The sequence below is a fragment of the Actinomadura sp. NTSP31 genome (assembly GCF_041951385.1).
In the GTDB taxonomy this organism is placed as follows: domain Bacteria; phylum Actinomycetota; class Actinomycetes; order Streptosporangiales; family Streptosporangiaceae; genus Spirillospora; species Spirillospora napierensis.
The window spans coordinates 16,073-42,235 of sequence record NZ_JBGNUT010000040.1; the positions used below are offsets into that span (position 1 = coordinate 16,073).

A 26,163-nucleotide genomic window follows, 5' to 3' on the forward strand; every position below is an offset into this window, starting at 1 on the left:
GCGTGGTGCGGCCCGGCGGTGCCGTGTACCCGGCCGTCCGCCGGCGCGAGTAAATCCTCGCTAGTCAGGGTCCCGATTTCGGGCGGGCCCGTCGGCGAGGAAGGATCTGCCTCATGGAGAGCGTCCTGCTGGGTGCAGCGCTGCTGGTGACCCTGGTCGCTCTCGTCATCGTCATGCTGTGGCGTCCCGGCGTGCCCGGGAAGGCGGCGGCGGAGATGGCCCGCGCGAAGAGCGAGGCCGACGAGATCCGGTCGCGGGTCGAGCGGGAGGCCCGGGAGGCGCGCGAGAAGGCCGAGGCGCAGGCGGAGCGGATCGCCGCGTCGGCGCGCGCGGAGGCCGAGGAGGAGGCCCGGGCCCTCCGCGCGGACCTGCGGACGGCCAGGGAGGACCTGGAGCGCCGGGAGGCCCGGCTGGCGGAGCGGGAGCAGCGCCTGGACGGCGAGATGCGCCGGCTGCAGGAGTGGGCGGACAGGCTCGCCGAGGCCAAGCGGTCGCTGGAGGCGCGCAAGAAGGAGCTCGCCGGGGCCGAGGAGGAGCGCCGCAAGGTCCTGGAGCGGGCGGCCGGGCTCACCGCGGAGCAGGCCAAGGGCGAGCTGGTCGCGGCGATCGAGAACCAGGCCAAGCGGGAGGCCGTCCCGATCACCCGGGAGATCGAGAACGCAGCGCGGGCGGAGGGCGACAAGCGCGCCCGCAAGATCGTGACGCTGGCGATCCAGCGGGTGGCCAGCGAGCAGACCGCCGAGTCGGTCGTGTCGGTCCTGCACCTGCCGAGCGACGAGATGAAGGGCCGGATCATCGGCCGCGAGGGCCGCAACATCCGCGCGTTCGAGACCACCACCGGCGTGAACCTCATCATCGACGACACGCCGGAGGCGGTGCTGCTGAGCTGCTTCGACCCGGTGCGCCGGGAGGTCGGCCGGCTGACCCTGGAGAAGCTCGTGCTGGACGGGCGGATCCACCCGCAGCGGATCGAGGAGATCTACGAGCGCAGCCGGACCGACGTCGAGCAGCTGTGCGTGCGGGCCGGCGAGGACGCGCTCGTCGAGGTCGGCATCGCGGACATGCATCCGGAGCTGATCGCCCTGCTCGGCCAGCTCCGGTACCGGACGTCCTACGGGCAGAACGTGCTGAAGCACCTCATCGAGTCGGCGCACATCGCCGGGATCATGGCGAGCGAGCTGAAGCTGCCGGCGGAGGTCGCCAAGCGGTGCACGCTGCTGCACGACATCGGCAAGGCGCTCACGCACGAGGTGGAGGGCAGCCACGCGCTCATCGGGGCCGAGATCGCGCGCCGGTACGGCGAGCACGAGGACGTGGTGCACGCCATCGAGGCGCACCACAACGAGGTCGAGGTCCGGACGGTGGAGGCGGTGCTCACCCAGGCGGCGGACGCGGTGAGCGGGAGCCGCCCCGGAGCGCGCAGGGAGTCGCTGGAGGCCTACGTCAAGCGGCTGGAGCGGCTGGAGCAGATCGCCCGCGAGAAGCACGAGGGCGTGGAGAAGGTCTTCGCGATGCAGGCCGGCCGCGAGATCCGCGTCATGGTGAAGCCGGACTCCGTGGACGACATCCAGGCGCAGGTCATCGCGCGCGACATCGCCAAGCAGGTCGAGGACGAGCTGACCTATCCCGGGCAGATCCGCGTCACCGTCGTCCGCGAGTCCAGGGCCATCGAGTTCGCGCGCTGACCGGCGTGTGATCGTTCCCGTTGTGCGGGGGCGCCGGGATCGGTACTTTTGCGCGATGCGCAATCGGTGGATGCGGTGGACGGCCGCGGGCGGCGCCTGCGCCGGCATCGTCGCGGCGGGCGCCGGGACGGTCTGGTACACGGCGGGCGACGCGCGGGGACGCACGGTGGTCGACACGTCCGCCAGCGTGCGGATCAGCGCGGCGGACGCGGGCGACGCGTCCCGCTACTGGACGCCCCAGCGGATGGCCGCGGCGACGCCCGTCGGCCCGAAGAGCGCGAGTGCGACCGGGCGGACGTTCTCCTCGCAGTCGATCGTGCAGTCGAAGGCGTTCGCCGGGGTGCCGACGATCGGCGCGCTGTTCTTCAACAACGGCCAGGGCGACCACTTCTGCACCGCGAGCGTCGTGCAGAGCTCGTCGCAGCGGCTGCTGATCACCGCCGCGCACTGCATACACGGCGGCAAGGGCAAGGCGTACGCGACGAAGGTGGCGTTCGTTCCGAAGTACGACCGCGGGAAGCGCCCCTACGGCACCTGGACGGCCAAGATGCTGCTGGTCGACCAGCGGTGGGTGACCAGCACCGACCCCGACCTGGACTTCGGGTTCATCGCGCTGAACGACCGGAGCGGCAAGACGATCCAGAAGGCGGTCGGCTACAACAAGCTGGCGATCAACCAGGGGACCGGCAAGACGGTGAACGTGGCCGGCTACCCGAAGATCGCGTTCGACCCGCGGGACCGTCCCATCTACTGCCGCACCAAGACGGCGAAGCAGGCCCAGTTCCAGATCCGGATGGACTGCACGGGCTTCTACGGCGGCACGAGCGGCAGCCCGTGGCTGCTGAACTACAGCTACACGACGCAGAAGGGCGACATCAACGGCGTCATTGGCGGCTACCAGGGCGGCGGCAACACGGCCGACCGCTCGTACTCGCCGTACTTCGACAAGGACGTCTACAACCTGCGCGCCGCCGCCGACAAGCGCGCCGTCTGACCTGCGCCACGCGGCCGGCGGACGCGCCGTCCGACCGTTCGCGCCGGGCCGGTGCCGTCCGCCGGTGGCCCGGACGCCGCCGGCGGACGAGCGGACGGCTCAGGCGACCGTCAGGTCGATCGGGTCGACCCCGCGCGGTTGGAAGCCGAGCGTCTGGCCGTAGAACGCCAGCTCCGCCTCCAGGCACGCGATGACGGTGTCGGCGCGGCGGAAGCCGTGCGACTCGCCCTCGAAGGTCAGGTACGCGTACGGCATCTTCTTGGCGGCCAGCGCGACCGCGAACCGCTCGGACTGGTCCGGCGGCACCACCGGGTCGTTGAGGCCCTGGAGGAGCAGCACGGGGCAGGCGGTCCGGTCGGCCCGGTTGAGGGGCGAGCGCTCCTCGTAGGCCCGCTCGAAGCCCGGCAGCGGCCCGATCAGCCCGAACAGGTACTGCGACTCGAAGTCGTGCGTGGCGGCGGCGAAGCTCTGCAGGTCGCTGATCCCGTAGTAGGACGTGGCGGCCTTGAACAGGTCGGTCTGGGTGGCGGCGGCGAGCGTCGTCCAGCCGCCCGCGGAACCGCCGCGGATGGCGAGCCGGTCCGGGTCCGCTATGCCGCCGTCGACGAGCGCCTGGGCGGCGGCGACGGCGTCCTCCACGTCCACCACGCCCCATTGGCGGCGCAGGCGTTCGCGGTAGGCGCGCCCGTAGCCGGTCGACCCGCCGTAGTTGACGTCGATGACGCCGATACCGCGGCTGGTGAAGTAGCACCGTTCCAGGTCGAGGTCCTTGGAGACGCGGCCGGTCGGGCCGCCGTGCACGAACACCACGTAGGGCGGCAGCTCCCCCTCCGGGGCGACGGCCTCCGGGTTGGTCGGCGGGAACACGTAGGCGTGGACGGGACGCCCGAACGGGCCCTCCAGGCGCTCGGTGCGCGGCTTCGACAGGTACGCCACGTCGGGCAGTTCGGCGAGCTCGCGGCGGAGCCCCTCGACGCGGCCCGTGGTGGTGTCCACGCGCACCACCGAGGTCGGCAGGTCGGGACCGCCCGCGATGCCGACGATCGTCGTGCCGTCGGCCGACAGCTGCGGGTGCCAGTCCTCGTAGGGCACCTCCACGTCGACCAGGTCGAGCGTCTCGGGGTCGTAGATGCCGAGCCGCATGTCGCCCTCGCCGTGCAGGACGGCGAGGCGCCCGTCGCCCAGCAGCGCGTACGGCATGCCGCCGAGCTGCCACAGCGCCCCGGTGAACTCCTCCTCGGCCGGGAACTGCGCCTGCGGCGACTCGCCGTGCAGGCCGACCTGGTAGATGTTCCACCAGCCGGGCCAGTCGGAGATGACGTAGAGGGACTCGTCGTCGCGCCACAGCGGCGCGACGGCGGACTCGGTGAGGCCGCCCTTGACGGTGCGGGGCGCGACCGTGGTGCCGTCCTCGATCGCCGCCACGCGCAGCTCCGTCCCGTCCCACGGCATGCGCGGGTGGTTCCACTGCACCCAGGCGAGGTGCCCGCCGCTCGGGGACGGCGCGGGGGACGCGTAGAAGTGCGCGCCGGTGACGAGCTCGCGGATGGCCCCGGCGTCGTCGGCGGCGCTGCCGTCCAGCGGGACGGCGACGATGGCGCGGCGGATCCCGGCGGTGCCGGCCCCGCCCTCGGGCGGCTCCGCGATGTGCCCCTCGCACACGCACCAGATCTCGGTGCCGTCGGGGGACAGCACGTAGTCGGCATAGCGCAGCCCCGCCTGGACGGCCGGTTCCGGCGTCAGCGGGTAGGGCTTGGGGTCGCCCGGGTCCAGCCGGTGGAGCCGCTGGTCCTCGTAGTTGGAGAACACGAGGGAGACGCCGTCGGCGGTGCGGACCGGGAGGTACGAGCGCCCGCCGTACTCGTGCACGCGCGTACGGGCGTCCCAGGGCGCCTGGAGCAGCTCGGTACGGTGACCGCCCTTGAGATGGATGACCGTCGTACGCCCGCCCTCCTCGGGACGGGTCTCCTGCCACCACACGTCATCGCCCACGACGGTGGGAAAACTGAGGCGCAGCCGGGCGCGGGCCACGTCGGCAGCGGAGATGGGGGAAGGCCAGGAGCCGTAGGGGAGGGTCGCACGAGCGGTCATACCAGGAATCGTCCCGCATACGGGGATCGGTTGGGGCCATGACGGGTGCTTTGACTTCGGAAAGATATGTGCCGGTCACGGGTGATCGCCGCCGTCCGCGCCACCCGCGGGGAGGCCCGGCAAAGCGGAGGGCGCCGCCGGGAACCGGCGGCGCCCCACAAGTCGGGCGAAAGCGGTCAGGCCGGAGCGACTCCGGACCCGCCCGCGGTCTGCTCCCTGACCGACATCCCGGGCGCCGGCGGGGCGCCGGTCCCGGCGCCGAGCGTCGTTCCGGAGGTCTTGCGGCTGCGGCGGCTGCGGCGCTCCAGCCACGTCGCGAACCGGCTCACCGTCATGTTGATCGCGATGTAGACGACCGCGATGACGATGCCGGCCTGGATCTTGTTGTTGTGGTAGTTCGCCGGGATGAGGTTGAAGCCCGCGTTGAGCAGCTCGCTGTAGGCGATGATGAACCCGAGCGCGGTGTCCTTGAGCAGGACGACGAGCTGGCTCACGATCGCCGGCATCATCACCCGGATGGCCTGCGGCAGCAGCACCAGCCGCATGACGCCGTTCTTGCGCAGGCCGATGGAGTAGGCGGCCTCCGACTGCCCCTTCGGGATGGACAGCACGCCCGCCCGCACGACCTCCGCCAGCACCGAGCCGTTGTACAGCACCAGGCCGAACACGACCGCGGCGAAGGCCGGCACGATGACGGTCCCGGCGTTGATCTCCACGCCGAACAGCGAGAAGAAGTCGTCCACCAGGACCCGCTGGAAGGTGCCGAACGACGAGTCGGCGATCGACGGGCTGATCTTGTTCGGGACGAAGAACATCAGGAAGATCAGGATCAGCAGCGGGATCGCCCGGAAGAACTCGACCACCGCGCCGGCCGGGATCCGGACCCACCAGTGGTCCGACAGCCGGCCGAGGCCGAACACGATCCCGAACAGCATGGCCAGCACGGCCGCGACCGCCGCCGCCTTCAGCGTGCTGCCGAGGCCCGGAAGGATCATCTCCCGCCAGACCGTCCACTTCAGGAACGGGCTCCACAGCTCGCCCGCGAACTGGCCCCTGTCGTTGAACCGCCAGGCGAGCGCGCCGAAGATCGCCAGCAGCACGACCGCCGAGACGACGGTCAGCAGCCGGTTGCGCGCCCGCGCCCGCGGTCCGGGGGCGTCGAACAGGACCGTCGCTTCCTTGGTCACCGCGCCACCGCCATCCGCTTGGCCAGCCAGCCGAAGAAGAACCCGGTCGGCAGAATCAGGATCATGAAGCCGACGGCCACCCCGATGAACAGCGGGATCGCGCCGCCGGTGAAGGTCGGCGCGTCCAGCAGCGTCTTGCTCACCAGCGCCACCTCGGCGTAGCTCGCCGCCGCCGCCACCGTCGTGTTCTTGATCATGGCGATGAGGATGCTGCCCATCGGCGCGATCACCGAGCGGAACGCCTGCGGCAGGATGATCAGCCGCAGCGACTGGGTGAAGGTCAGCCCGATCGACCGCGCCGCCTCGGCCTGCCCGAGCGGCACCGTGTTGATGCCCGAGCGCAGGGTCTCGCAGACGAACGCGCCGGTGTAGCCCGACAGCCCGAGGACCGCCCACCAGTAGTAGGTCGTCGAGGAGTTCTCCGAGAACGTCAGGTGCAGCGTGTCGTTGAGCCCCTGGGCGCACAGCAGCAGCACCAGGGTCAGCGGCGTGTTGCGGACGACGTTGACGTAGCCCGTGCCGAACGACCGCAGCACCGGCACCGGGGAGACCCGGAAGCTCGCGAGGAGCGTGCCGATGACGAGCGACACGACCGCCGACACCGCGGCCAGGCGGATCGTCGCCCAGAACCCGTCGAGGATCTCGTCGAAGTGGTCGAAGAAGGCGCTGAAGTCAAACATTGCTTAGCTGTTCCATAGCGTTCCAGCCGGTCGAGTCCACGCCGGTGCCTCCCCGGGAGCGCGGCTCCGGGGGAGGCACCGGCCGAGGGGGAGCCTCAGCCTGGGATCAGGCGCAGCCTTCCATCTGGGGGGCGGTCGTGGCGAGCTTCAGACCCGTGCCCGTGAAGTTCTTCTCCAGGTAGGTCTTGGCGCTTCCGTCGGTGTACATCGTCTGGATGGCGGAGTTGACCGCCTCGCAGGTCTCCTTGTCGCCCTTCTTGATCCCGACGCCGTACTTCTCGTCGGTGAAGGGGTCGTTGATGACCTTGAACTGGCCGGGCTGCTGCGCGGCGAAGCCGGCGAGGATCAGGTCGTCGGTGCTCACCGCGTCCAGGGCGCCGCTCTTCAGCTTGCTCACGCAGTCGGAGTAGCTGTTGGCGTCGACCAGCGTGACGCCCTTGATGTTCAGCTTGCCGTCCGGCGGGCCCTCGGTGACGCGGCGGAAGGAGTTGGACCCGGCCGCCCGGCACAGCTTCTTGCCCTTGAGGTCCTGGGCCTTCTTGATGCTGCTGTTCTTGGCCTGCACCATCGTGTCCTGGTGCGCGACGTAGTACGGGCCGCCGAAGGTGATCTGCGACTTGCGCGCGTCGGTGATGGAGTAGGTCGCGACCACCAGGTCCACCTGGCCGCCGCCGAGGAACGACTCGCGGTTGGCGGAGGTCGTCTCCTTGAAGGTGATGCCGCTCTCGGGGACGCCGAGCTTCTGGGCGATGTACCGGGCGACGTCGACGTCGAAGCCGGCGAACGTCCCGTCCGGCTTCTTCAGCCCGAGCGAGGGCTGGTCGAACTTGATGCCGATCGTCAGCTTCTTGTCCTCCTTGGCCTTCTGGACGACCGTCTTCGCCTCGGTCTTCTCCTTGTCGCTGCCGCAGGCCGTCGCGGCCAGCGACAGTGCCAGGCCCGCGCCGATGAGTGCGCCCAAACGCCGTACTCGCATTGCTCGCTACACCTCTGCTTCTCTGCCGGAGCCCCGCGGCTCAGTGCGTGAGGATCTTGGAAAGGAAGTCCTTCGCGCGGTCCGTGCGCGCGTTGGTGAAGAACTCTTCGGGCGTGTTCTCCTCGACGATCTGCCCGTCCGCCATGAACACGACCTTCTGCGCGGCCCGGCGGGCGAAACCCATCTCGTGGGTCACGACGATCATCGTCATGCCCTCCCGGGCCAGGCCGGTCATGACGTCGAGCACCTCGTTGACCATCTCGGGGTCGAGTGCCGAGGTGGGCTCGTCGAAGAGCATCACCTTCGGCCGCATCGCCAGGGAGCGGGCGATCGCGGCGCGCTGCTGCTGTCCGCCGGAGAGCTGGGCGGGGTACTTGGCCGCCTGGTTCGCGATGCCGACGCGCTCGAGGAGCTCCATCGCGTGCTTCTCCGACTCCTGCCTGCCCTGCTTGCGGACCTTCACCGGCCCCAGCGTGACGTTCTCCAGGATCGTCTTGTGGGCGAAGAGGTTGAACGACTGGAACACCATGCCCACGTCCGCGCGGAGGCGCGCCAGGTCCTTGCCCTCCTTGGGCAGCTCTTTGCCGTCGACGAGGATCCGGCCGCCGTCGATGGGCTCCAGCCGGTTGATCGACCGGCACAGGGTCGACTTCCCGCCGCCCGAGGGGCCGATGACGACGACGACCTCACCGCGGTCGACGGTGAGGTTGATGTCCTTGAGCACGTGCAGCTCGCCGAAGTGCTTGTGGACGTGCTCGACGACGACGAGCGGTCCCGTGCCGGTTGCGGCGGCCTGCGTGATGGCGTCCTCCGGCCCTTGCCCCTTGGTCAGGTCGGGCCCGCCTTCGCTGTCCGTCATGCGGTCGGACTTTACGTCATCCCGCAGGACGCGTTGGTTCCGCCGCGGTACCGATCCGATCACGACTGCGCAGTTCGGCGGGTGGATCGGGCGCCGCGGCGTGATCGTCCGTGCCCGGCGCGCACCCTCCGGCGCGTACGCTTGGGGACTGTCATGAGTGCGCCTTTGGAGACGAGCCCCCGCACGTACGAGATCCGTACCTACGGGTGCCAGATGAACGTCCACGACTCCGAGCGGCTGTCCGGGCTGCTGGAGGCGGCCGGCTACGTGCGCGCGGCCGAAGCGGAGCCCGACGTGGTGGTGTTCAACACCTGCGCGGTGCGGGAGAACGCCGACAACCGGCTCTACGGCAACCTCGGCCATCTGCGGCCCGTCAAGGACGGCCATCCGGGCATGCAGATCGCCGTGGGCGGCTGCCTGGCGCAGAAGGACCGCGACACCATCGTCAAGCGCGCCCCCTGGGTGGACGTGGTGTTCGGCACCCACAACATCGGGGCGCTGCCCGCGCTGCTGGAGCGGTCGCGGGTGCTGAGCGAGGCGCAGGTCGAGATCGAAGAGTCGCTGGTGACCTTCCCCTCGACGCTGCCGACGCGCCGCGAGTCCCCGTACGCCGCCTGGGTGTCGATCTCCGTCGGCTGCAACAACACGTGCACGTTCTGCATCGTCCCGTCGCTGCGCGGCAAGGAGAAGGACCGCCGCCCCGGGGAGATCCTCGCCGAGATCGAGGCGCTGGTGGGCGAGGGCGTCCTGGAGATCACGCTGCTGGGGCAGAACGTCAACGCCTACGGCTCGGGGTTCGGTGCGCTGTCCGCCGCGCCGGACGAGGTGCGCGCGATGACCGCCGACGGTTCCTCCGCGTTCGCGGGCCTGCTCCGCGCGTGCGGGAACGTGGACGGCCTGGAGCGGGTCCGGTTCACCTCACCGCACCCCAAGGACTTCACCGACGACGTGATCGCGGCGATGGCGGAGACCCCGAACGTCATGCCGTCGCTGCACATGCCGCTGCAGTCCGGGGCGGACGCGGTGCTGCGGGCGATGCGCCGGTCGTACCGGCAGGAGCGCTACCTCGGCATCATCGAGAAGGTGCGCGCCGCCATCCCGGACGCGGCGATCACCACCGACATCATCGTGGGGTTCCCGGGCGAGACCGAGGCGGACTTCGAGCAGACCCTGCACGTGGTGCGCGAGGCGCGGTTCTCCTCGGCGTTCACGTTCCAGTACTCCAAGCGCCCGGGGACGCCCGCCGCCACCATGGACGGGCAGCTGCCCAAGGAGGTCGTGCAGGAGCGGTACGAGCGGCTCGTCGCCCTCCAGGAGGAGATCTCCTGGTCGGAGAACAAGAAGCAGCTCGGCCGCACCCTGGAGGTCCTCGTGGCCGAGGGCGAGGGCCGCAAGGACGAGGAGACCCGCCGCCTGTCGGGCCGCGCGTCCGACAACCGCCTGGTCCACTTCCAGGCGCCGGACGAGCCCGTCCGCCCCGGCGACATGGTCACCGTCGAGGTGACCTATGCGGCGCCCCATCACCTGGTGGCGGACAAGCCCGTCCAGAACGTCCGCCGTACGCGGGCGGGCGACGCGTGGGAGGCGCGCCGGGCCGAGGGGCCGAAGGGCGTCTCGCTGGGCATGCCGACGATCGGCCGCCCGGCACAGGGCCAGGCAGCCGCGCCGGGCTGCGCCGTCCAGGCCACGACGCCGGCATGATCGCTGGGGACGCGGAGCGCCGGGCCGGGGTCGTGGGAGCACAGTGCTGATCGTGGAAGCCCCATGCTGATCGTGGGAGCACAGTGCTGATCTCGGCGGCGGTGTGCCCGCATCCGCCGATCCTGGTGCCCGCCCTGGCGGCGGGGGCCGCGGCGGAGCTGGACGGGCTGCGCGCCGCATGCGACGAAGCCGTCCGCCGGCTCGGCGAGAGCGGCGCCGATGCCCTGATCGTGGTGGGCGGGGCCGCGGAGACGCGCGCCTATGGCGCCGGCGCCTACGCGACCCTGCGCCCGTACGGCCTCGACTGGACGCGCCCCGCCGACCCGGCGGACGGGTACGGCGGCGAGGCGCTGCCGCTGTCCCTCACCATCGGGTACTGGCTGCTCGAACGGCACGGTCTCGCCGCGGACGCGCGCTACCGGTCCATCGCGTTCGACGCGGACCCGGACGACTGCCTGCGGCTGGGCGCCGAGCTTGCCGGTTCGGCGGAGCGCGTCGCGCTGCTGGTGATGGGCGACGGGTCCGCGTGCCGGACGGAGAAGGCGCCCGGCTATCTCGACGAGCGGGCGCAACCTTACGACGAGCGTGTCGCATGCGCGCTCGGCAAAGGCGACGCCGCCGCCCTCGCCGCTCTGGAGCCCGGCGTGTCGCGGGAGCTCCAGGCGGCCGGGCGAGCGGCGTGGCAGGTGCTCGCGGGCGCTGCCACGGCCGCGGCACCGTCCGGTTTCACGGCCTCGCTACTGGCCGACGACGCGCCCTACGGGGTCGGTTACTTCGTTGCGAGCTGGTCGAGGAGTGACCGCACGGCGGTCTAGTGGGGCTTGTTGGCGCCCGGCATACCGCCGCCGGCACCGCCCTCGTTACCGCGCTCGTTGCCGCGGTCGATGTAGTCGCCCGCCTTGTCCTGGACCTTGTCGACCTTGTCGGCGTACTTGCCGCCGGTCTTCTGGTCGAACATGTCCCCGGCCTTCTCCACGCCCGACCTCGCCTGGTCGGGGTGCTGGCCCAGCATCTCCTTGACCTTGTCCATGAAAGACATATCGCGTTCCCTCCGGATCCCTCAAGGTCGTCGGCCCCCGCCGCCTGCGGCCGGAGCCCGTACGTGCGGGGCCATACCCACTCTGTTGCCACAATTGCAGTCGTGACCTCTCCAGATGTGATCGCGGTCGTGGGGGCGACGGCCGCCGGCAAGTCCGACCTCGCCGTCGAACTGGCGCTCCGCCTCGGCGGGGAGGCCGTCAACGCCGACTCGATGCAGCTCTACCGCGGCATGGACATCGGCACGGCGAAGCTGACGCCGGCCGAGATGCGCGGGGTCCCGCACCACCTGCTGGACGTCTGGGACGTCACCGAGACGGCGAGCGTGGCCGAATACCAGCGGCTCAGCGCCGACGCGGTCGCGGCGGTCCGCGCGCGCGGGCACGTCCCCGTGCTGGTCGGGGGATCCGGGCTCTACGTGCGCGCCGCGCTGGACCGGCTGGAGTTCCCCGGGACGGACCCGGCCGTCCGGGCGCGCCTGGAGGACGAACTGGAGCGGGAGGGGCCGGCCGTCCTGCACGCCCGGCTCCGCGACCTGGACCCGGCGGCGGCCGACGCGATCCTGCCGAGCAACGGGCGCCGCATCGTCCGCGCACTGGAGGTCATCGAGATCTCCGGCCGTCCGTTCACCGCCACCCTGCCGGAGCACATCTACCGCTACGACGCGGTGGTGCAGATCGGGTTGAGCGTGCCGCGCGAGAAGCTGGACGAACGGATCGCGCTGCGCGTGCAACGCATGTGGGACGCCGGGCTGGTGGACGAGGTCCGCGCGCTGGAGAAGCGGGGGCTGCGGGACGGCCTGACGGCCGGCCGCGCCCTCGGCTATGCCCAGGTGCTCCGATACCTGGCCGGGGAGTGGACGGAGGAGCGCGCCAAGGAGGAGACGATCCGGACGACGCGGCGTTTCGCGCGCCGCCAGGAGTCGTGGTTCCGCCGGGACCCCCGCGTCCACTGGCTTCCCCACGACGCCCCCGACCTGGTGGAGCAGGCACTCGCCCTGGTCGGATGAGGTGTCGGCCCCAGGCCATACGATCGAGGGATGCGGTTTGTTAAGGGGCATGGCACCGAGAACGACTTCGTGATCCTGCCCGACCCGGACGGCGCGCTGGATCTCACGGCGGAGGCGGTGGTGCGGCTGTGCGACCGCCGCGCCGGCATAGGCGCGGACGGGATTCTCCGGGTCGTCCGTACGAAGGCGATGGACCTCAGCGATGCCGATGGGCCCGGCGGCGCCGAAGGGCTCGAAGGCGCGGAGTGGTACATGGACTACCGCAACGCCGACGGCAGCATCGCCGAGATGTGCGGCAACGGCGTCCGAGTGTTCGCCCGCTACCTCGTCGACTCCGGTCTCGCCGCCCCGGGGGAGTGGGACATCGCCACGCGCGGCGGTCTCAAGCGCGTGACGCTCGGGCCGTCCGGTGACGTGAGCGTCGACATGGGCACGCCCGTACCGCTCGGTCCCGGCGAGGCGTCGCTCGCGGGCGCCGTGTTCCGCGGCGAACGCGTCTCCATGGGGAACCCGCACCTCGCGTGCCGTGTGGACCGTCCCGTCGCCGCCCTGGACCTGTCGCGCGCCCCGGAGTTCGATCCCCAGGCGTTCCCGGACGGGGTGAACGTCGAGTTCTACCGGCCCGTGGGGGACCGTCACCTGGAGATGCGCGTGTACGAGCGCGGATCCGGCGAGACGCGCTCCTGCGGCACCGGGACCGTGGCCGCGGCCGTGGCGGCGGCCGCCGGCACGACCGGGCCCGGCGAGTGGACCGTGGACGTCCTCGGCGGGCGGCTGACCGTCACGCTCGACGGCGGGACCAGCCACCTGAGGGGCCCGGCGGTCCTGGTCGCCGAGGGCGAGACCCGGCCGGGCTGGATCTAGCCGAGTCCGCCCCGACCAGGGCAGACGGCGCGTCCGGCGCGGTCCCGGATCGATCGGGACAAGTGTCCCTCTGCAACGGGACCGCGCGCCGCATAACTTCTCTCTTGCACACCCTCTGGTGAATGGCCCGTATGGACCGGGATGGGAGCCCCGGCGCCGTACGGAGCCCGAGGGCCGGTGGCGACCTTCTTGGCGGGGGGCGGTCACCGGCCCTCCCACCCGGGAGGCCCGCGGAGCCGCAGTCGGCCGCCGGATCCTGGAAGATCCCCTCAGTTCCGGGCGCCGTTGACGGGCAGCCGGGCGCGGACGAGCGTGCCGCCCTTGGGCCCCGGCCCCACCGTGCAGGAACCGCCGAGTTCGGCCGCGCGCTCGCGCATGGACGACATGCCGATGCCGGAACGCAGCCGCGGGGGAAGCCCCACGCCGTCGTCGTCGACGGTCACGTGCAGATCGCCGTTCAGGTACAGCCGCACCACCGCCGACTCCGCCCTGGCATGCCGGTGCACGTTCGTCAGGGCCTCCTGGACGATCCGGTACGCGGCCACCTCGGCGGCGGCGGGGAGCCGCTCCAGGTCGCCTTCGACGTGGACGTCCACGCGGGGCCCGTCGCCGGTCGCCACGACGCCGCCGAGCGCCTGGATCGCGCCGGCGAGCCCCAGGTCGTCCAGGGCGGGGGGACGCAGCCCGTACACCAGTTCGCGGATGTCGCCGATGGTGCGGCCCATCATCGTCCGCAGGTTCTCCAGCAGCGCGTCGGCGGCCTCGGGGTCGGTCTTCATGGTGATGCGCGCGGCGTCCACCGTCATGGCGAGGCTGGCGAGCGTCGGCCCGAGCCCGTCGTGCAGGTCGCGGCGGAGCCGGCGCCGCTCCTCCTCGCGGGTCCGCAGGATGCGCTCGCGGGAGCGCTGCACGTCCGCGGTCAGCCGGGCGGCGTTCGCCAGCTCGGCCAGGTTGCGGGCCAGGATGCCCGACATCCGGGCGTCCGGCGGCCGGGCGACGCCGAACAGCAGCCGGCCCACCGGCTCGCCGTGCCACACCAGCGGGATGAGCTGCGGGCGGTTCCCGAGCACGCCGTCCTCCGCCGAGACCGTCCGGCCCTCGCGGTCCAGGACCTCGATCACGACGCCGGTGGCGTGCAGCGCGGAGCGGGCCACCTCCGCGGCGGTCGCGAGCGCGGCGGCCGGGTCGGCGGCGGTCTGCAGCCGCCGGTTCAGCCGGTCGGCGATCCGGTAGGGGTCGCGCTCGCCGTGGATCAGGCCGTCCACGGCGCGCTGCAGCCGCCGCCGGACGGGCTCGAACACCGCGCCGGCCGCGACGGCGCCGGCGAGGCCCGCGAGCATGCCGTAGCCGTGCGCGAGCAGGCTGGCCGCGCCGACCAGCGCGAAGTACACGCCGGTGATCACCACGACCAGCCCGGCGTAGACCAGCGTCCGGCTCACCACGAGGTCGATGTCGTACAGCCGGTAGCGGCGGATGGCGATCGCGATGCAGATCGGCACGGCGGCGATGCTGAGATCGCGCAGCGGGTCGCCGATCGCGCTGTTCTCCCCGACGTAGATGACGGCCTGGGCGAGGACGCCGGGGTAGACGACCCAGGCGATCTGCCGCCGTACGTCCGGCGGCGACCGGACGAACCGGACCACCAGCGACAGCAGCCCCCCGGCCAGCGTCCCGAGGATCAGCACGCTGATCGGGACCGGGATGTCCTCGAACGGGTACACCGAGACGCCGTTGTGGAACCGCCGGACGCCCGGATCGACCGTCAGGTGCACGCACACGACCACGGGCACGAGGCAGGCCAGCCACAGCACGGGCCGGAACCAGCGCGACACGACCCGCCCGTCCGGGAAGATGAGCGGCAGGACGAGCGTGAGCGCGTAGGTGTCGACGGCCCACAGCCACGTGCTGAGCCACTTGAGGAAGCCGGCCCCGGCCCAGCCGTGCTGCGCGAACCACGGCGCGAGATTGAGCACCAGGACGTACACCGCCGCGGTGAACCCGGAGCCGAGCATCAGCCAGCCGACCCGCAGCCCGGCCCGCTGCCGCAGCAGCAGGGCGGCCACCGGGGTCCAGAACAGGGCGATGACGATCTCCGGATGCCACCAGACCAGCCGCACCCCGGCGGGGAGGAAGGCGCCGAGGATCAGCGACGCGGTGACGGCGAGCACGGCCGCCAGGGCGAGCGGGACCGCCGCGCGTGCCGCGGGCCCGCGGCCGTGCTCGACGGTCTCCATGTGAGCTCCCCCGATTCAAAAGTAATGGAATGGTAAAACGTCCAGCTTCTTGTCCTGCACACATAGGGCGTCCGCCTCAGGACAGGCGCGTCCGGGGGAGCCGGCGCCGCGCTCGCCGCGGCGCGTGCCGTGATGGTAGCCGCGGAACCGGGCGTTGAGTACGGATGTCCCAGTTCAGGGCATTCCGGAGCGGGACCATGACCGGCGGCGCGGGAAGTTCCGGCGCGCACCGGCTTCCGGCGCGCACCGGCTTCCGGCGCGCACCGGCATCCGGTGGCGGTCCGGTAACGGAAACGGGAACCATCGGCGTTTCTCCCGCGCGCTACGTGATCGATCCATAGCATTCTGTGATCGATTCATGCGGCGGGAGGAGGGACATGGCGGCGTTCCTGCTGCGCCGGCTCGCGAACTACGCGGTGCTGGTCGTGGCGGCCACGAGCCTGGCCTACCTGCTCGCCGCGGCCGCCCTCGACCCGCGGTCCAACTTCGACGGCCGCGCGCCCCGCCCGCCCGAGTCCGTCATCGACGCGCGGCTCAGTGAGCTCAACCTGAACGACCGGACGCCGGTGGCGGACCGGTACGGCAGATGGGCGGCGGGCATCCTGCACGGCGACTTCGGGCGCACGTGGGAGGGCCGTCCCGTCGGCACGGAGCTGTGGCGGCGGCTGGGGGTGAGCCTGCGGCTGCTGTTCGCGGGCGCTTGCCTGGGCTCGGTGCTGGGCATCCTGCTCGGCGCCTGTGCGGCGATACGGCACGGGCGTGCGGCCGACCGGTTCATCACGTTCGGGTCCTACCTGCTCCTGGCCGTCCCAGTGTTCGTGTTGGCGGTGCTGTTGCAGATCGTCGCCGCCAAGGCCAACGACGCGACGGGGATGCACGTGTTCGCGTGGGTGGGCGAGAGCACCCCGGGAGCGGCGTCCGGGCCGTTCGGCGCGCTCGGCGGCTTCGCCGACCGGATACGGCATCTGATGCTTCCGACCGTCACCATCGCGCTCACACAGTTCGCGCTGTACAGCCGATACCAGCGCAGCCTGATGATGGACGTCCTGCACGCCGATTACGTGCGCACGGCGCGGGCGAAAGGGCTGCGGCACCGCAGCGCTCTCCTGCGGCACGGGCTGCGCACCGCGCTGATCCCGATGACGACGTACTTCGCCTACTCGTTCGGGTTCCTGCTGCTGGGCGGCATGTTCTGCGAGCAGGTCTTCGGCTGGCACGGTATGGGCGAATGGCTGGTCGAGGCGATCTCGCGCGGCGACGTCAACGTGGTCGCGGCGATCTGCTGCCTGGCGGCGTGCGGGGTCCTGTCCGCCGGGCTGATCTCGGACGTCGTGCAAGGGATGCTCGACCCCCGCGTCCGTACCGGGGCGGTGGCGTGACCGCTGGACTGGCGGCGCGCACGGCGCCCGAGCGCCCCGTCCCCGTGCCGCCTCCCGTCGAACCGGCGCGGTTGCCGCGGCGCCTGGTCCGCAACAAGCGGGCGGTCGCGGGGCTGGTCCTGCTCGCCGTGCTGTGCGCGGTCGCCTTCGCGGGACCGCTGCTGTCGCCGTGGGGATGGAACGACACCGACTTCACCGCGTTCCGGCAGGGCCCGTCGGCGCGGCACTGGCTCGGCACCACGCAGAGCGGCCGGGACGTCCTCGCCCTCACCCTGCGCGGTACGCGGCGGTCGCTGGTCATCGGCATGGCCGTGGCGGTCCTGTCGACGGGGCTCGCCGCGCTGGTCGGCATGGTCGCCGGGTTCGCGGGCGGCTGGCTCGACCGGATCCTGATGTGGGGGACCGACCTGCTCTTGGTGCTGCCGTCGTTCCTGGTCATCGCCGTGCTGGCGCCGGCGCTCGGCGGCGGCGCGGCGGCGCTGGTGCCGCTGCTGGCGGGGTTCCTCTGGATGATCACCGCGCGGGCGGTGCGGGGCATGACGGCCTCGCTGCGCGAGCGCGAGTACGTGCTGGCCGCCCGGTTCCTCGGCGCGGGCCCGGCCCGCGTGATCGGCCGGCATGTCCTGCCGCAGCTGGCGTCGCTGCTGGTCGTGGACGCGGGCGTGAACGTCAGCGTCGCCGTCGTCGCCGAGAGCGGGCTGTCGCTGCTCGGCTTCGGCGTGCGGCCGCCGGACGTCTCGCTGGGCATGCTGATCGCCGCCGGGCAGGGCACCGCGACCGCCCGGCCGTGGCCGTTCGCGGCGGCCGCGGCGATGCTCGTCCTGATCGTCCTGGCAATCAACCTGCTGGGGGACGGGCTCCGCGACGTCCTGGACCCGGCGCCCCGGCAACGGCGGAGCGGGCGGTGACGGTGCTCGCGGTACGGGACCTGACGGTCCGGTACGCGCCGGATGTGCACGCGGTCCGCGGGCTGGGCTTCGAGGTCGGCGCGGGAGAAGTGCTCGGCGTCGTCGGGGAGTCGGGGTCGGGCAAGACCGCCCTGGCACTGGCGATCATGGGTCTGCTGCCGCCGTCCGCGCGGGCCACCGGGTCGGTCCGGTTGCGCGGCGACGAGCTGCTGGGACGGTCCGACGCCGAACTGTCGCGCGTGCGCGGCAAGGACCTGGCGATGGTGTTCCAGGACCCGCTGTCCGCGCTGACGCCCGTCCACCCGGTCGGCGACCAGATCGCGGAGGCCATCCGGGTCCACGCGGGCGCCACCCGCGCCGCGGCGCGGGCCCGGGCCGTCGAGCTGCTCGACCTCGTCGGCATCCCCGGTGCGGCGCGGAGGGCGCGCGCCTACCCGCACGAGTTCTCCGGCGGGATGCGGCAGCGCGTCATGATCGCCATGGCGATCGCCAACGACCCGGTCGCGATCGTCGCGGACGAGCCGACGACGGCGCTGGACGTCACCGTGCAGGCGCAGGTCCTGGACGTGCTGAGGACCGCGCAGCAGGCCACCGGGGCCGCGATCGTGCTGATCACCCACGACCTCGGCGTCGTCGCCGGGTTCGCCGACCGGATCATGGTGATGTACGCGGGCCGGGCGGTGGAGTCCGGGCCGGTGGAGGAGGTCTACCGGCGCCCGCGGATGCCGTACACGATCGGGCTGCTGCAGTCGCTGCCGCGGTTGGGGACCGCGGCGGGCGCCCGTCCGGTGGCGATCGAGGGCGGGCCGCACGGCGCGTCCGCAGGGGACGGCGGGTGCGCGTTCCTGCCCCGCTGCCCCGTCGCGGCGGACGCGTGCGGCGAGCGGGAACCCGACCCGGTGCCGGTCGGGCCGGCCGGGCACACCGCCGCCTGCGTCAACACCGCGGCGACGGCCGGGCCCGGCGAGGTCTTCCCGCTGCCCGACGCCGTGCCGCCGCCCGCGCGCCCGCCCCGGTGCGAGCGTCCCGTCGTCCTGGAGGTCGACGCCCTGGTCCGCCACCACCCGCTGTACCGGGGCACGCTGTTCAGGCGGCGGGTGGGGGCGGTGCACGCCGTGGACGGCATCGGGTTCGACGTCCGCGAAGCCGAAACGCTCGCGCTCGTGGGCGAGTCGGGGTGCGGCAAGACGACGGCCCTGATGGAGATCCTGCGGCTGGCCCGCCCGCAGGGCGGACGCGTCGCCGTGCTGGGGGAGGACACCGCCGCCCTGCGCGCGGCCCGCCGCAAGGCGCTGCGGCGCGACGTCCAGGTGGTCTTCCAGGACCCTTTCACCTCCCTCGACCCCCGGATGCGCGTCGCGGACATCATCGCCGAGCCGCTCGCCGCGCACGGCGTGCGCGCGCCCGCCGGCCGCGTCCGGGAACTGCTCGACCTGGTCGGGCTGGACCCGGCCCATGCCGCGCGGTACCCGCACGGCCTGTCGGGCGGCCAGCGGCAGCGCGTCGGCATCGCCAGGGCGCTCGCGCTGGAGCCGCGGCTCCTGTTGCTGGACGAGCCCGTCGCCGCGTTGGACGTGTCCGTGCAGGCCGGCGTCATCGACCTGCTCGAAGGGCTGCGCGACCGGCTCGGCATCGCCTACCTGTTCGTGGCGCACGACCTGGCGGTCGTCCACCGCATCGCCGACCGCGTCGCCGTCATGTACATGGGGCGCATCGTGGAGATCGGTTCCGTCGGCGACGTCTACGGACGGCCCGCCCACCCGTACACACGCGCGCTGCTGGACGCGGTGCCGCTGCCGGATCCGCGTCTGGAACGGCGCCGCCGCCGCGTCCCGCTGCACGGGGACCCGCCCGACCCCGCGGCACCGCCCGCGGGCTGCCGCTTCCGTTCGCGCTGCCCCCGCTACGCGGCGCTGGCGGAACCGGACGCCCGCCGCTGCGAAGAGCAAGACCCCATGCCCCGTCCCATGGGCGCCGACCGGGACGGTGACCGGTGGGCCGCCTGCCACCACCCCCTCATCGAACCCCTCGTCGAAACCGGAGCCGGCTTGTGAACCGCCTGCTGGGCGCACTTCTCCTCCTCGTCGTCACCGCGGCCCTCGGCGGTTGCGGCGGTCCGGGGCCGGGGGAGGCGACGACCCGCGCGTCCGGGCGGCTGCCCGCCTCGGACGTGAACCCGACGCCCCGCGACCACGTCCGCAACGGCGGCACGCTGCGCTGGCCCCTGCCGGAGTTCCCCGCGCAGTGGAACTTCAACGACGTCAACGGGACCAAGGGATCGGTCGAGCAGGTGATCCAGGGCCTGCTGCCCCACCTGATGCGCGCCGACGACAAGGCCGTGCCGCATCCGGTGCCGGAATACCTCCGCTCGGCCGAGTTGCGGCGGCGCGGAAACGGCCAGGTCGTCACCTACCGGCTCAACCCCGGCGCGCGCTGGTCCGACGGCCGGCCCATCGGATATCGCGACTTCGCCGCGCAGGCGCACGCGCTGTCCGGCCGCGATCCGCGCTACGAGGTCTCCACCGTCACCGGTTACCGGCAGATTCAGAGCGTCGAGCAGGGAACCGACCCCCACACCGTCAAGGTGACCTTCGGGTGGACGTACGCGGACTGGCGGAGCCTGTTCAGCCCGCTCTATCCGGCCGCGGCCTACTCGACGCCCGCCGCGTTCAACACCGGATGGGTCGACCGTATGCCGGTCACCGCAGGCCCGTTCGAGCTGCAGAAGATCGACCAGACGGCCAAGACGGTCACGGTGGTGCGCGATCCGGCCTGGTGGGGACCGCCCGCCAAGCTCGACCGGATCGTCTACCGGGCGATGGACACCAGCGCGATGCCCGGCGCGTTCGCCAGCAACGAGATCGACCTCATGGACATCGGCCTGGACGCGGGCGCGCTGCACCGCGCGCAGGCCGTTCCCGGCGCCGTCGTGCGCAGGGCGGGCGGCCCCGACTGGCGGCACTTCACCTTCAACGCGGCGGCCCCGCCCCTGTCCGACCCACGCGTCCGGCGCGCCGTCATGCTGGGCATCGACCGGCGCGCCATAGCCCGATCCGACCTGTCCGGCCTGGACGTGCCGATCCAGACGCTCGGCAACCACTTCTACGTCAACACCCAGGACGGCTACCAGGACAACTCCGCGGAGCTGGGCGGCTACGACCCGGCCGCCGCGCGGCGGCTCCTGGACCAGGCCGGCTGGGCCCGGCACGGGAACCACCGCGAAAAGGACGGCCGGACGCTCGCGCTACGGTTCGTCATCCCCGCAGGAGTGCCGAGCAGCGAGCAGGAAGGCGAACTGACGCGCGCGCTGCTGGAACGCATCGGCGTCCGGGTGGACATCGACGCCGTCCCCGCCGACGACGTGTTCGACCACTACGTCACCCCCGGGAACTTCGACATCGTCCCCTTCTCATGGCTCGGCACCTCGTTCCCCGTGTCGCCCATGAAGGCGGTGTTCGCGCGTCCGCGCGGAGACGGCGTCCAGCAGAACTACGCGCGCACGGGAACGTCCGCCATCGACGCGGCGATGGACCGCGCGATCGCGGAGATCGACCCTGCGAGGATTCACGTCCTTGTGAACGAGGCGGACCGGCTCATCTGGCGGCAGGCGACCGTCCTGCCCCTGTACCAGCGCCCCCAGCTCGTCGCGGTCCGCGGGGATCTGGCCAACATGGGCGCCCGCGGCTTCTACGAGCCCGCCTACCAGGACATCGGCTTCACGAGCCCCGGCTGACTACGGGAAGGCGATCTCGACGCCCTTGCGGTCGCTGGTGTACCGGGCGTTCCACACGTACATCTTCAGCTCGCCGGCGGACAGGCCGTCGGCGACCGGCAGATCGGTCGCGATGCGCACCAGGTAGGAGGCGCCCGCAGGGATCATCTGGTCGCCGCCGTCGTCGACCGGCGCCTTCGATCCGCCGAGCCTGGCGGTGACCTCGCTGTGGTTGGGGAGGGTGCACAGGTCGTCGGGGATGCCCGGCTGCGGCATGCAGCGGCCCTGCGCGTCCGCGGGGACCTGCGACTTGGGCATGAACAGGTCGGCGGGGAAGTCCAGCAGGACCGGCCTGCGCTGGCTGTTGGTGAGGACGTAGTCGGCGTAGGCGTACGTCGTCCCGGACGGCGGCGCCTGCGTGGCGCCGAGCGGCTGCCGGTCCGTCCCGGCCTTCACCGCGGCCAGGCTGTAGCCGTACCCCTCCGGGGTGGTGAAGTTGACGGGCGGCCCCGTCTTCGGCGCCGGCGCGGCGCTGTGCGCGCCCGTCTCGCCCTGGCTGGCGAGCGACGGGCGGCCGGTGTTCCCGCCGCCGTCGCCGTCCGGCCGGAAATAGACGATCCCGGCGGCCACGGCGGCGATCCCGACGACGCCCGTGAGGGCGCCGGCGAGGCCGAGCCGGCCCGCGCCGCTCTTCCTTCTTCGGCGATGTGAGTGGTAGCTGTTCGACACTTCTCCCGTGCTCCCTCTGGCCGCACCGGGCCCAGTAAGCGCGTCCTGCCTGCAGGGGCCAGACACGATACAGGACGGCCGGATCAGCGGCGGCCGGCCCGCCCTTGACAGGGAAGCGGCGGAACCACCTGGTCAGGGCGTTACGAAGTGCGTCCGACAAGGGCGTCGCGGCCGAGCCCCCGCAGCGAGGCGTCCAGTACCTGCGCGGTGTGCGCGACCGCGATGTCCGCGCCGCGGCGCCGCAGCGCGGTGGCGATCTGCATGGAGCAGCCGGGGTTGGCGGCGACCAGTAGTTCGGCCCCGGTGGCGCCGACGTTCACCGCCTTCCGGTCGCCCAATTCGGAGGCCGCCTCCGGCTGGAGCAGGTTGTAGGTGCCGGCGGACCCGCAGCACAGGTCGGGCTCGGCGACCTCCAGGACCGTCAGCTCCGGGATCCCGCTCAGCAGCGCGCGCGGCTGGGCGCGGACGCCCTGCGCGTGGGACAGGTGGCAGGCGTCGTGGTAGGCGAGGGTGACCGGAAGTGGCCTGCGTTCCGCGCGGGGCCCGAGTTCCACCAGGAACTCGGCGAGATCGCGGGTCCGGGCCGACAGCGCCTCCGCGCGCGCCGCCCACGCCGGGTCGTCCGCGAGCAGCGCCCGGTACTCCTTCATCGCCGAGCCGCAGCCGGCCGAGTTCACCACGATGACGTCGGCGGACTCGAAGGTCTCGACCGTCCGCCGGGCGAAGGCGCGCGCCTCGTCCTCGCGGCCGGAGTGCAGGGACAGGGCCCCGCAGCACCCCTGCTGCTGGGGGATCACCACGTCGCAGCCCTCCATCGCCAGGACGCGCGCGGTGGCGGTGTTGACGCCGGGGAAGAACTCGCCCTGCACGCAGCCCGTCAGCATGCCGACCGTGGCGCGACGCTCCCCGCGCGCGGCGACGAACTCCGGCAGCCGCGGCGCCTTGCCCAGCGGCGGCGCGAGGCGTTCCATGGCCGCGACGGACGGCGAGATGCGCTCCAGCAGCCCGCTGCGCCGGACGAGGCGGTCGAGACCCGACTTCTGGTAGGCGAGCAGCGGCCCGCGCAGGGCGCGCAGCCGACGCCGGTACGGGAACAGCCGGAAGATCGCCTCCCGGATGGCCCGCTCCTTCAGCGAACGGGGATGCTCCCGCTCCACCTCGGCACGGGTCACCTCGATGAGACGGTCGTACTGCACGCCGGACGGGCAGGCCGTCACGCACGCCATGCACCCGAGGCACTGGTCGAAGTGCTGCACCATCGGGGCGTTCAGGGGCGCGCCCTCCAGGTGCTGCTGCATGAGGTGGATGCGGCCGCGCGGGGAGTCCATCTCCTCGCCCCACAGCACGTAGGTGGGACACGTCGGCAGGCAGAACCCGCAGTGCACGCAGTCGCCGAGGAGTTTCGGGAGGTCGTCCTGGGCGCTCATCAGATACCTCCCACGAAGCGGCCGGGGGACAGCCGGTGATCAGGGTCGAACTGGTCCTTGACGCGGCGCATCAGCGCCAGGGCCGGAACAGGCCCCCACAGATCGATCTCGCTGCGCACGTCCTGTGGCGCGTAGCGGACGACGGCGCCGCCCTTGTGGCGGCCCAGAACGTCGCGTAGCGCGCTGAGGGCTCCGGCCACCTCTTCGGAGCCCATGCCGGACGGCAGGCCGATATGTCCATGTCCGCTGCCGCTCCAGGTCATCGCGACGCCGTTCCGCATGCCGTTGACGACACCGATCAGGTCGCTGAGCGAAGGCGGTGGAGCGGTGACGTCGATGAGGGTCGTGCCGTCGGGATAGGCGCCCCACCCGTCCGGTGCGTTCTCCGTGACGTCGGTCTTGCCGCCGAGAAGTCCTACGAGTTGCCCCGCGCGCGCGGTGACACCTTCCGGTACGCCTTCCAGCAGCGCCGCGATCGTCCCTGGGGAGATGTACTCAAGGGCGCTGGGCGCCACGGGCGAGTGCAGGACGGCCTGGACGGCGTCGTGCGCCTCTTGCGGGCCGTCCACCCGGCATGTCACCCAGGCGGTCGCGGTGGGCACCGGGTGGAGGCGGAACGTCGCGTCCACGATGAGGCCGAGCGTGCCGTACGAGCCGGAGAACAGCCGGCCCAGGTCGTACCCGGCGACGTTCTTGACGACCTTCCCGCCGGAACGCGCGACCTTCCCGTCCGCCCGGACGACCGTGAGGCCGATGACGAGGTTGCGCGGCGTCCCGTACAGCGTGCGGAGCGGGCCGGCGGCCCCGGCGGCGATCGTCCCGCCGACCGTCGAACCGGGCAGCGGAACGTCCAGCGAGAGCCGCTGCCCCTTCTCCGCGAGCCTCTCCGCCAGCGTTTCGAGGGGCAGCCCTGCCTCCGCCTTGGCGACCAGGTCCCCTGAGGCGTGCTCGACCAGCTTGTCCAGGCGGTGGGTGTCGACCAGCAGGTCGCAGCGTTCGGGGGGCGTTCCCCAGTCCAGCCGTGTCTCGGCGCCGCGAGGGACGACGGACAGGCCCTTCTCGGCGGCGACGCGCATCACCTCGGCGGCCTCCGCAACGGACGCGGGGGCGGCCACCATGGCGGGCTGTACGCCCAGCACGCCTTCCTCGGGCTCGCCCGTACGGACGTCGTCGCAGACCTTGGCCAGGGCGTCCAACGGCTGCATCAGAAGATGTCCGCCTTTCCCTCGTACGGGTGCGGGCCCTTGCGCACGCCCGGGACCTCCCCGCACAGCCGCGGCGTGGGGAAGACCTTGCCCGGATTGCACAACCCAGCGGGATCGAACCCGCAGCGGACCATCTGCATCGTGTCCAGATCGGTGTCGGTGAACATGCGCGGCATGTAGCGGGACTTGTCGACGCCCACGCCGTGCTCGCCCGTGATGGACCCGCCGTGCTCGATGCACAGGTCCAGGATCGCGCCCGACACCTCCTCGGCGCGCTCGGCGGCGCCCGGCTCGGAGTCGTCGAACAGCACCAGCGGATGCAGGTTGCCGTCACCGGCGTGGAACACGTTCGCGACCCGCACGCCCGACTCGGCCGACAGCGCGTCGATCCGCGCCAGCACCTGGGGCAGCGCCGTGCGCGGGATGACGCCGTCCTGCACCAGGTAGGCGGGGCTGATCCGGCCGACCGCGGCGAACGCCGACTTGCGGCCCTTCCAGATCAGCGCACGCTCCGCGTCGTCGGCGGCGATCCGGATCTCGAACGCGCCCGCGTCCCGGCACAGCCGCTCCACCTCGGCGAACTGCGCCGCGACCTCCGCGTCCGGGCCGTCCAGCTCCACGATCAGCACCGCGCCCGCGCCCGGCGGGTACTCGCAGCGCACCGCCGCCTCCGCCGCCTCGATGGACAGCGCGTCCATCATCTCGATCGCCGCCGGCACCACCCCGGCGCCGATGATCGCCGACACCGCGGTGCCGCCCGCCTCGATCGAGCCGAACGCCGCCAGCAGCGTCTGCACGGTCTCCGGCACCCGCGTCAGCCGCACGGTGATCTTCGTGGTGATGCCGAGCGTGCCCTCCGCGCCGACGAACACGCCCAGCAGGTCGTAGCCGGGGCCGTCCGCCGCCAGCTCCACCAGGTCGCCGTCCGGCGTCACGACCTCGCAGCCCAGCACGTGGTGCGCGGTGAACCCGTACTTCAGGCAGTGCGCGCCGCCGGAGTTCTCCGCCACGTTCCCGCCGACCGAGCAGATCTGCTGGCTGGACGGGTCGGGCGCGAAGTAGTACCCGTACGGGCGGACCGCGCGGGTCACGTCCAGGTTGATCACGCCCGGCTCCACCACCGCCCGCTGGCCGGGGATGTCGATCTCCAGGATCCGCTGCATCCGGGACGTGACGATCAGCACCCCGTCCGCGCGGGGCAGCGCGCCGCCCGACAGGCCCGTCCCGGAGCCCCGCGCCACGTAGGGGACGCCCGCCTCGGCGCACGCGCGCACGATCGCCGCGACCTGCCCGGCGGTGTCGGGCAGCACGACGATCGCGGGCGTCGAACGGTGGTTGGTCAGGCCGTCGCATTCATAGGTGCGCAGCCGTACCGGGTCGGTGATGACCCGATCGGGCCCGAGCATCGCGTCCAGCCGCAGGGCAAGCGCTTTCAGTACCGGTTCCATCCCCTCCACCATCCTCCCGGGGCCCCGCGGACGGCAA

General features: G+C 72.4%; 21 protein-coding genes. 10 read left to right on the forward strand and 11 right to left on the reverse strand.

Annotated features, from left to right (window positions below; translation table 11 throughout):
* Positions 1-113 precede the first annotated feature (113 nt).
* Positions 114-1,685: a ribonuclease Y gene (gene rny / locus ACA514_RS42785; RefSeq protein WP_375047199.1), complete on the forward strand. Its 1,572-nt coding sequence runs from the start codon at positions 114-116 to the stop codon at positions 1,683-1,685.
* Between the two features lie 55 nt (positions 1,686-1,740).
* Entirely contained in the window at positions 1,741-2,679 is a 939-nt protein-coding gene (locus tag ACA514_RS42790) for a trypsin-like serine peptidase (RefSeq protein ID WP_375047200.1), read from the forward strand.
* Between the two features lie 99 nt (positions 2,680-2,778).
* Here the strand turns inward: ACA514_RS42790 and ACA514_RS42795 are convergent, their stop codons facing one another.
* The 5 genes from ACA514_RS42795 to ACA514_RS42815 form a co-directional block, all read right to left on the reverse strand.
* Positions 2,779-4,770: a S9 family peptidase gene (locus ACA514_RS42795; protein ID WP_375047201.1), complete on the reverse strand. Its 1,992-nt coding sequence runs from the start codon at positions 4,768-4,770 to the stop codon at positions 2,779-2,781.
* A 176-nt stretch (positions 4,771-4,946) separates the two neighbouring features.
* Complete coding sequence (locus tag ACA514_RS42800) at positions 4,947-5,957, reverse strand: amino acid ABC transporter permease (RefSeq protein WP_375047202.1); 1,011 nt, start codon at positions 5,955-5,957, stop codon at positions 4,947-4,949.
* Positions 5,954-6,637 carry an amino acid ABC transporter permease gene (locus ACA514_RS42805; RefSeq protein ID WP_375047203.1) on the reverse strand — a complete coding sequence of 228 codons (684 nt, stop codon included), beginning with the start codon at positions 6,635-6,637 and terminating at the stop codon, positions 5,954-5,956. The genes ACA514_RS42800 and ACA514_RS42805 overlap by 4 nt, the downstream gene beginning before the upstream one ends.
* Positions 6,638-6,743: 106 nt before the next feature.
* A complete protein-coding gene (locus tag ACA514_RS42810) occupies positions 6,744-7,613 on the reverse strand; it encodes a glutamate ABC transporter substrate-binding protein (protein WP_375047204.1) in 870 nt (289 codons plus the stop codon).
* A 40-nt stretch (positions 7,614-7,653) separates the two neighbouring features.
* Complete coding sequence (locus ACA514_RS42815) at positions 7,654-8,472, reverse strand: amino acid ABC transporter ATP-binding protein (RefSeq protein ID WP_375047205.1); 819 nt, start codon at positions 8,470-8,472, stop codon at positions 7,654-7,656.
* A gap of 153 nt (positions 8,473-8,625) precedes the next feature.
* Here ACA514_RS42815 and miaB point away from each other — a divergent pair, with 153 nt between their 5' ends.
* Positions 8,626-10,173 carry a tRNA (N6-isopentenyl adenosine(37)-C2)-methylthiotransferase MiaB gene (miaB, locus tag ACA514_RS42820; RefSeq protein ID WP_375047206.1) on the forward strand — a complete coding sequence of 516 codons (1,548 nt, stop codon included), beginning with the start codon at positions 8,626-8,628 and terminating at the stop codon, positions 10,171-10,173.
* 83 nt (positions 10,174-10,256) lie between these two features.
* Positions 10,257-10,988 (forward strand): class III extradiol dioxygenase subunit B-like domain-containing protein, encoded by a 732-nt coding sequence (locus ACA514_RS42825; protein WP_375047207.1) that lies wholly within the window; start codon positions 10,257-10,259, stop codon positions 10,986-10,988.
* On the opposite strand, the gene ACA514_RS42830 is transcribed toward ACA514_RS42825, so the two are convergent.
* Entirely contained in the window at positions 10,985-11,212 is a 228-nt protein-coding gene (locus tag ACA514_RS42830; protein ID WP_375047208.1) for an antitoxin, read from the reverse strand. The genes ACA514_RS42825 and ACA514_RS42830 overlap by 4 nt on opposite strands.
* Before the next feature lie 117 nt (positions 11,213-11,329).
* Here ACA514_RS42830 and miaA point away from each other — a divergent pair, with 117 nt between their 5' ends.
* Positions 11,330-12,220 carry a tRNA (adenosine(37)-N6)-dimethylallyltransferase MiaA gene (gene miaA, locus ACA514_RS42835; protein WP_375047251.1) on the forward strand — a complete coding sequence of 297 codons (891 nt, stop codon included), beginning with the start codon at positions 11,330-11,332 and terminating at the stop codon, positions 12,218-12,220.
* 30 nt (positions 12,221-12,250) lie between these two features.
* Positions 12,251-13,084 carry a diaminopimelate epimerase gene (dapF, locus tag ACA514_RS42840; RefSeq protein WP_375047209.1) on the forward strand — a complete coding sequence of 278 codons (834 nt, stop codon included), beginning with the start codon at positions 12,251-12,253 and terminating at the stop codon, positions 13,082-13,084.
* Between the two features lie 269 nt (positions 13,085-13,353).
* Here the strand turns inward: dapF and ACA514_RS42845 are convergent, their stop codons facing one another.
* Positions 13,354-15,318: a histidine kinase gene (locus tag ACA514_RS42845; RefSeq protein ID WP_375047210.1), complete on the reverse strand. Its 1,965-nt coding sequence runs from the start codon at positions 15,316-15,318 to the stop codon at positions 13,354-13,356.
* A 377-nt stretch (positions 15,319-15,695) separates the two neighbouring features.
* Between ACA514_RS42845 and ACA514_RS42850 the strand changes: the two genes are divergently transcribed.
* The 4 genes from ACA514_RS42850 to ACA514_RS42865 are packed head-to-tail and all read left to right on the forward strand — an operon-like array spanning position 15,696 to position 21,338.
* Positions 15,696-16,697, forward strand: coding sequence for an ABC transporter permease (locus ACA514_RS42850; protein ID WP_375047211.1), 1,002 nt, complete (start codon positions 15,696-15,698; stop codon positions 16,695-16,697).
* Positions 16,694-17,605 (forward strand): ABC transporter permease, encoded by a 912-nt coding sequence (locus tag ACA514_RS42855; RefSeq protein ID WP_375047212.1) that lies wholly within the window; start codon positions 16,694-16,696, stop codon positions 17,603-17,605. Before ACA514_RS42850 ends, ACA514_RS42855 begins: the two co-directional genes overlap by 4 nt.
* Positions 17,602-19,659 carry a dipeptide ABC transporter ATP-binding protein gene (locus ACA514_RS42860; protein ID WP_375047213.1) on the forward strand — a complete coding sequence of 686 codons (2,058 nt, stop codon included), beginning with the start codon at positions 17,602-17,604 and terminating at the stop codon, positions 19,657-19,659. The genes ACA514_RS42855 and ACA514_RS42860 overlap by 4 nt, the downstream gene beginning before the upstream one ends.
* On the forward strand, positions 19,656-21,338 hold the full coding sequence (locus ACA514_RS42865) for an ABC transporter family substrate-binding protein (protein ID WP_375047214.1): 1,683 nt from the start codon (positions 19,656-19,658) through the stop codon (positions 21,336-21,338). Before ACA514_RS42860 ends, ACA514_RS42865 begins: the two co-directional genes overlap by 4 nt.
* On the opposite strand, the gene ACA514_RS42870 is transcribed toward ACA514_RS42865, so the two are convergent.
* From ACA514_RS42870 to ACA514_RS42885, 4 genes are all read right to left on the reverse strand, one after another.
* The gene (locus ACA514_RS42870; RefSeq protein WP_375047215.1) at positions 21,339-22,046 is read right to left on the reverse strand and encodes a hypothetical protein; all 708 of its coding nucleotides are present in this window, start codon (positions 22,044-22,046) and stop codon (positions 21,339-21,341) included.
* A 140-nt stretch (positions 22,047-22,186) separates the two neighbouring features.
* Complete coding sequence (locus ACA514_RS42875) at positions 22,187-23,473, reverse strand: heterodisulfide reductase-related iron-sulfur binding cluster (protein ID WP_375047216.1); 1,287 nt, start codon at positions 23,471-23,473, stop codon at positions 22,187-22,189.
* Positions 23,473-24,678: an FAD-binding oxidoreductase gene (locus ACA514_RS42880; protein ID WP_375047217.1), complete on the reverse strand. Its 1,206-nt coding sequence runs from the start codon at positions 24,676-24,678 to the stop codon at positions 23,473-23,475. Before ACA514_RS42880 ends, ACA514_RS42875 begins: the two co-directional genes overlap by 1 nt.
* Positions 24,678-26,126 carry an FAD-linked oxidase C-terminal domain-containing protein gene (locus ACA514_RS42885; protein WP_375047218.1) on the reverse strand — a complete coding sequence of 483 codons (1,449 nt, stop codon included), beginning with the start codon at positions 26,124-26,126 and terminating at the stop codon, positions 24,678-24,680. Before ACA514_RS42885 ends, ACA514_RS42880 begins: the two co-directional genes overlap by 1 nt.
* Between the last annotated feature and the right edge of the window lie 37 nt (positions 26,127-26,163).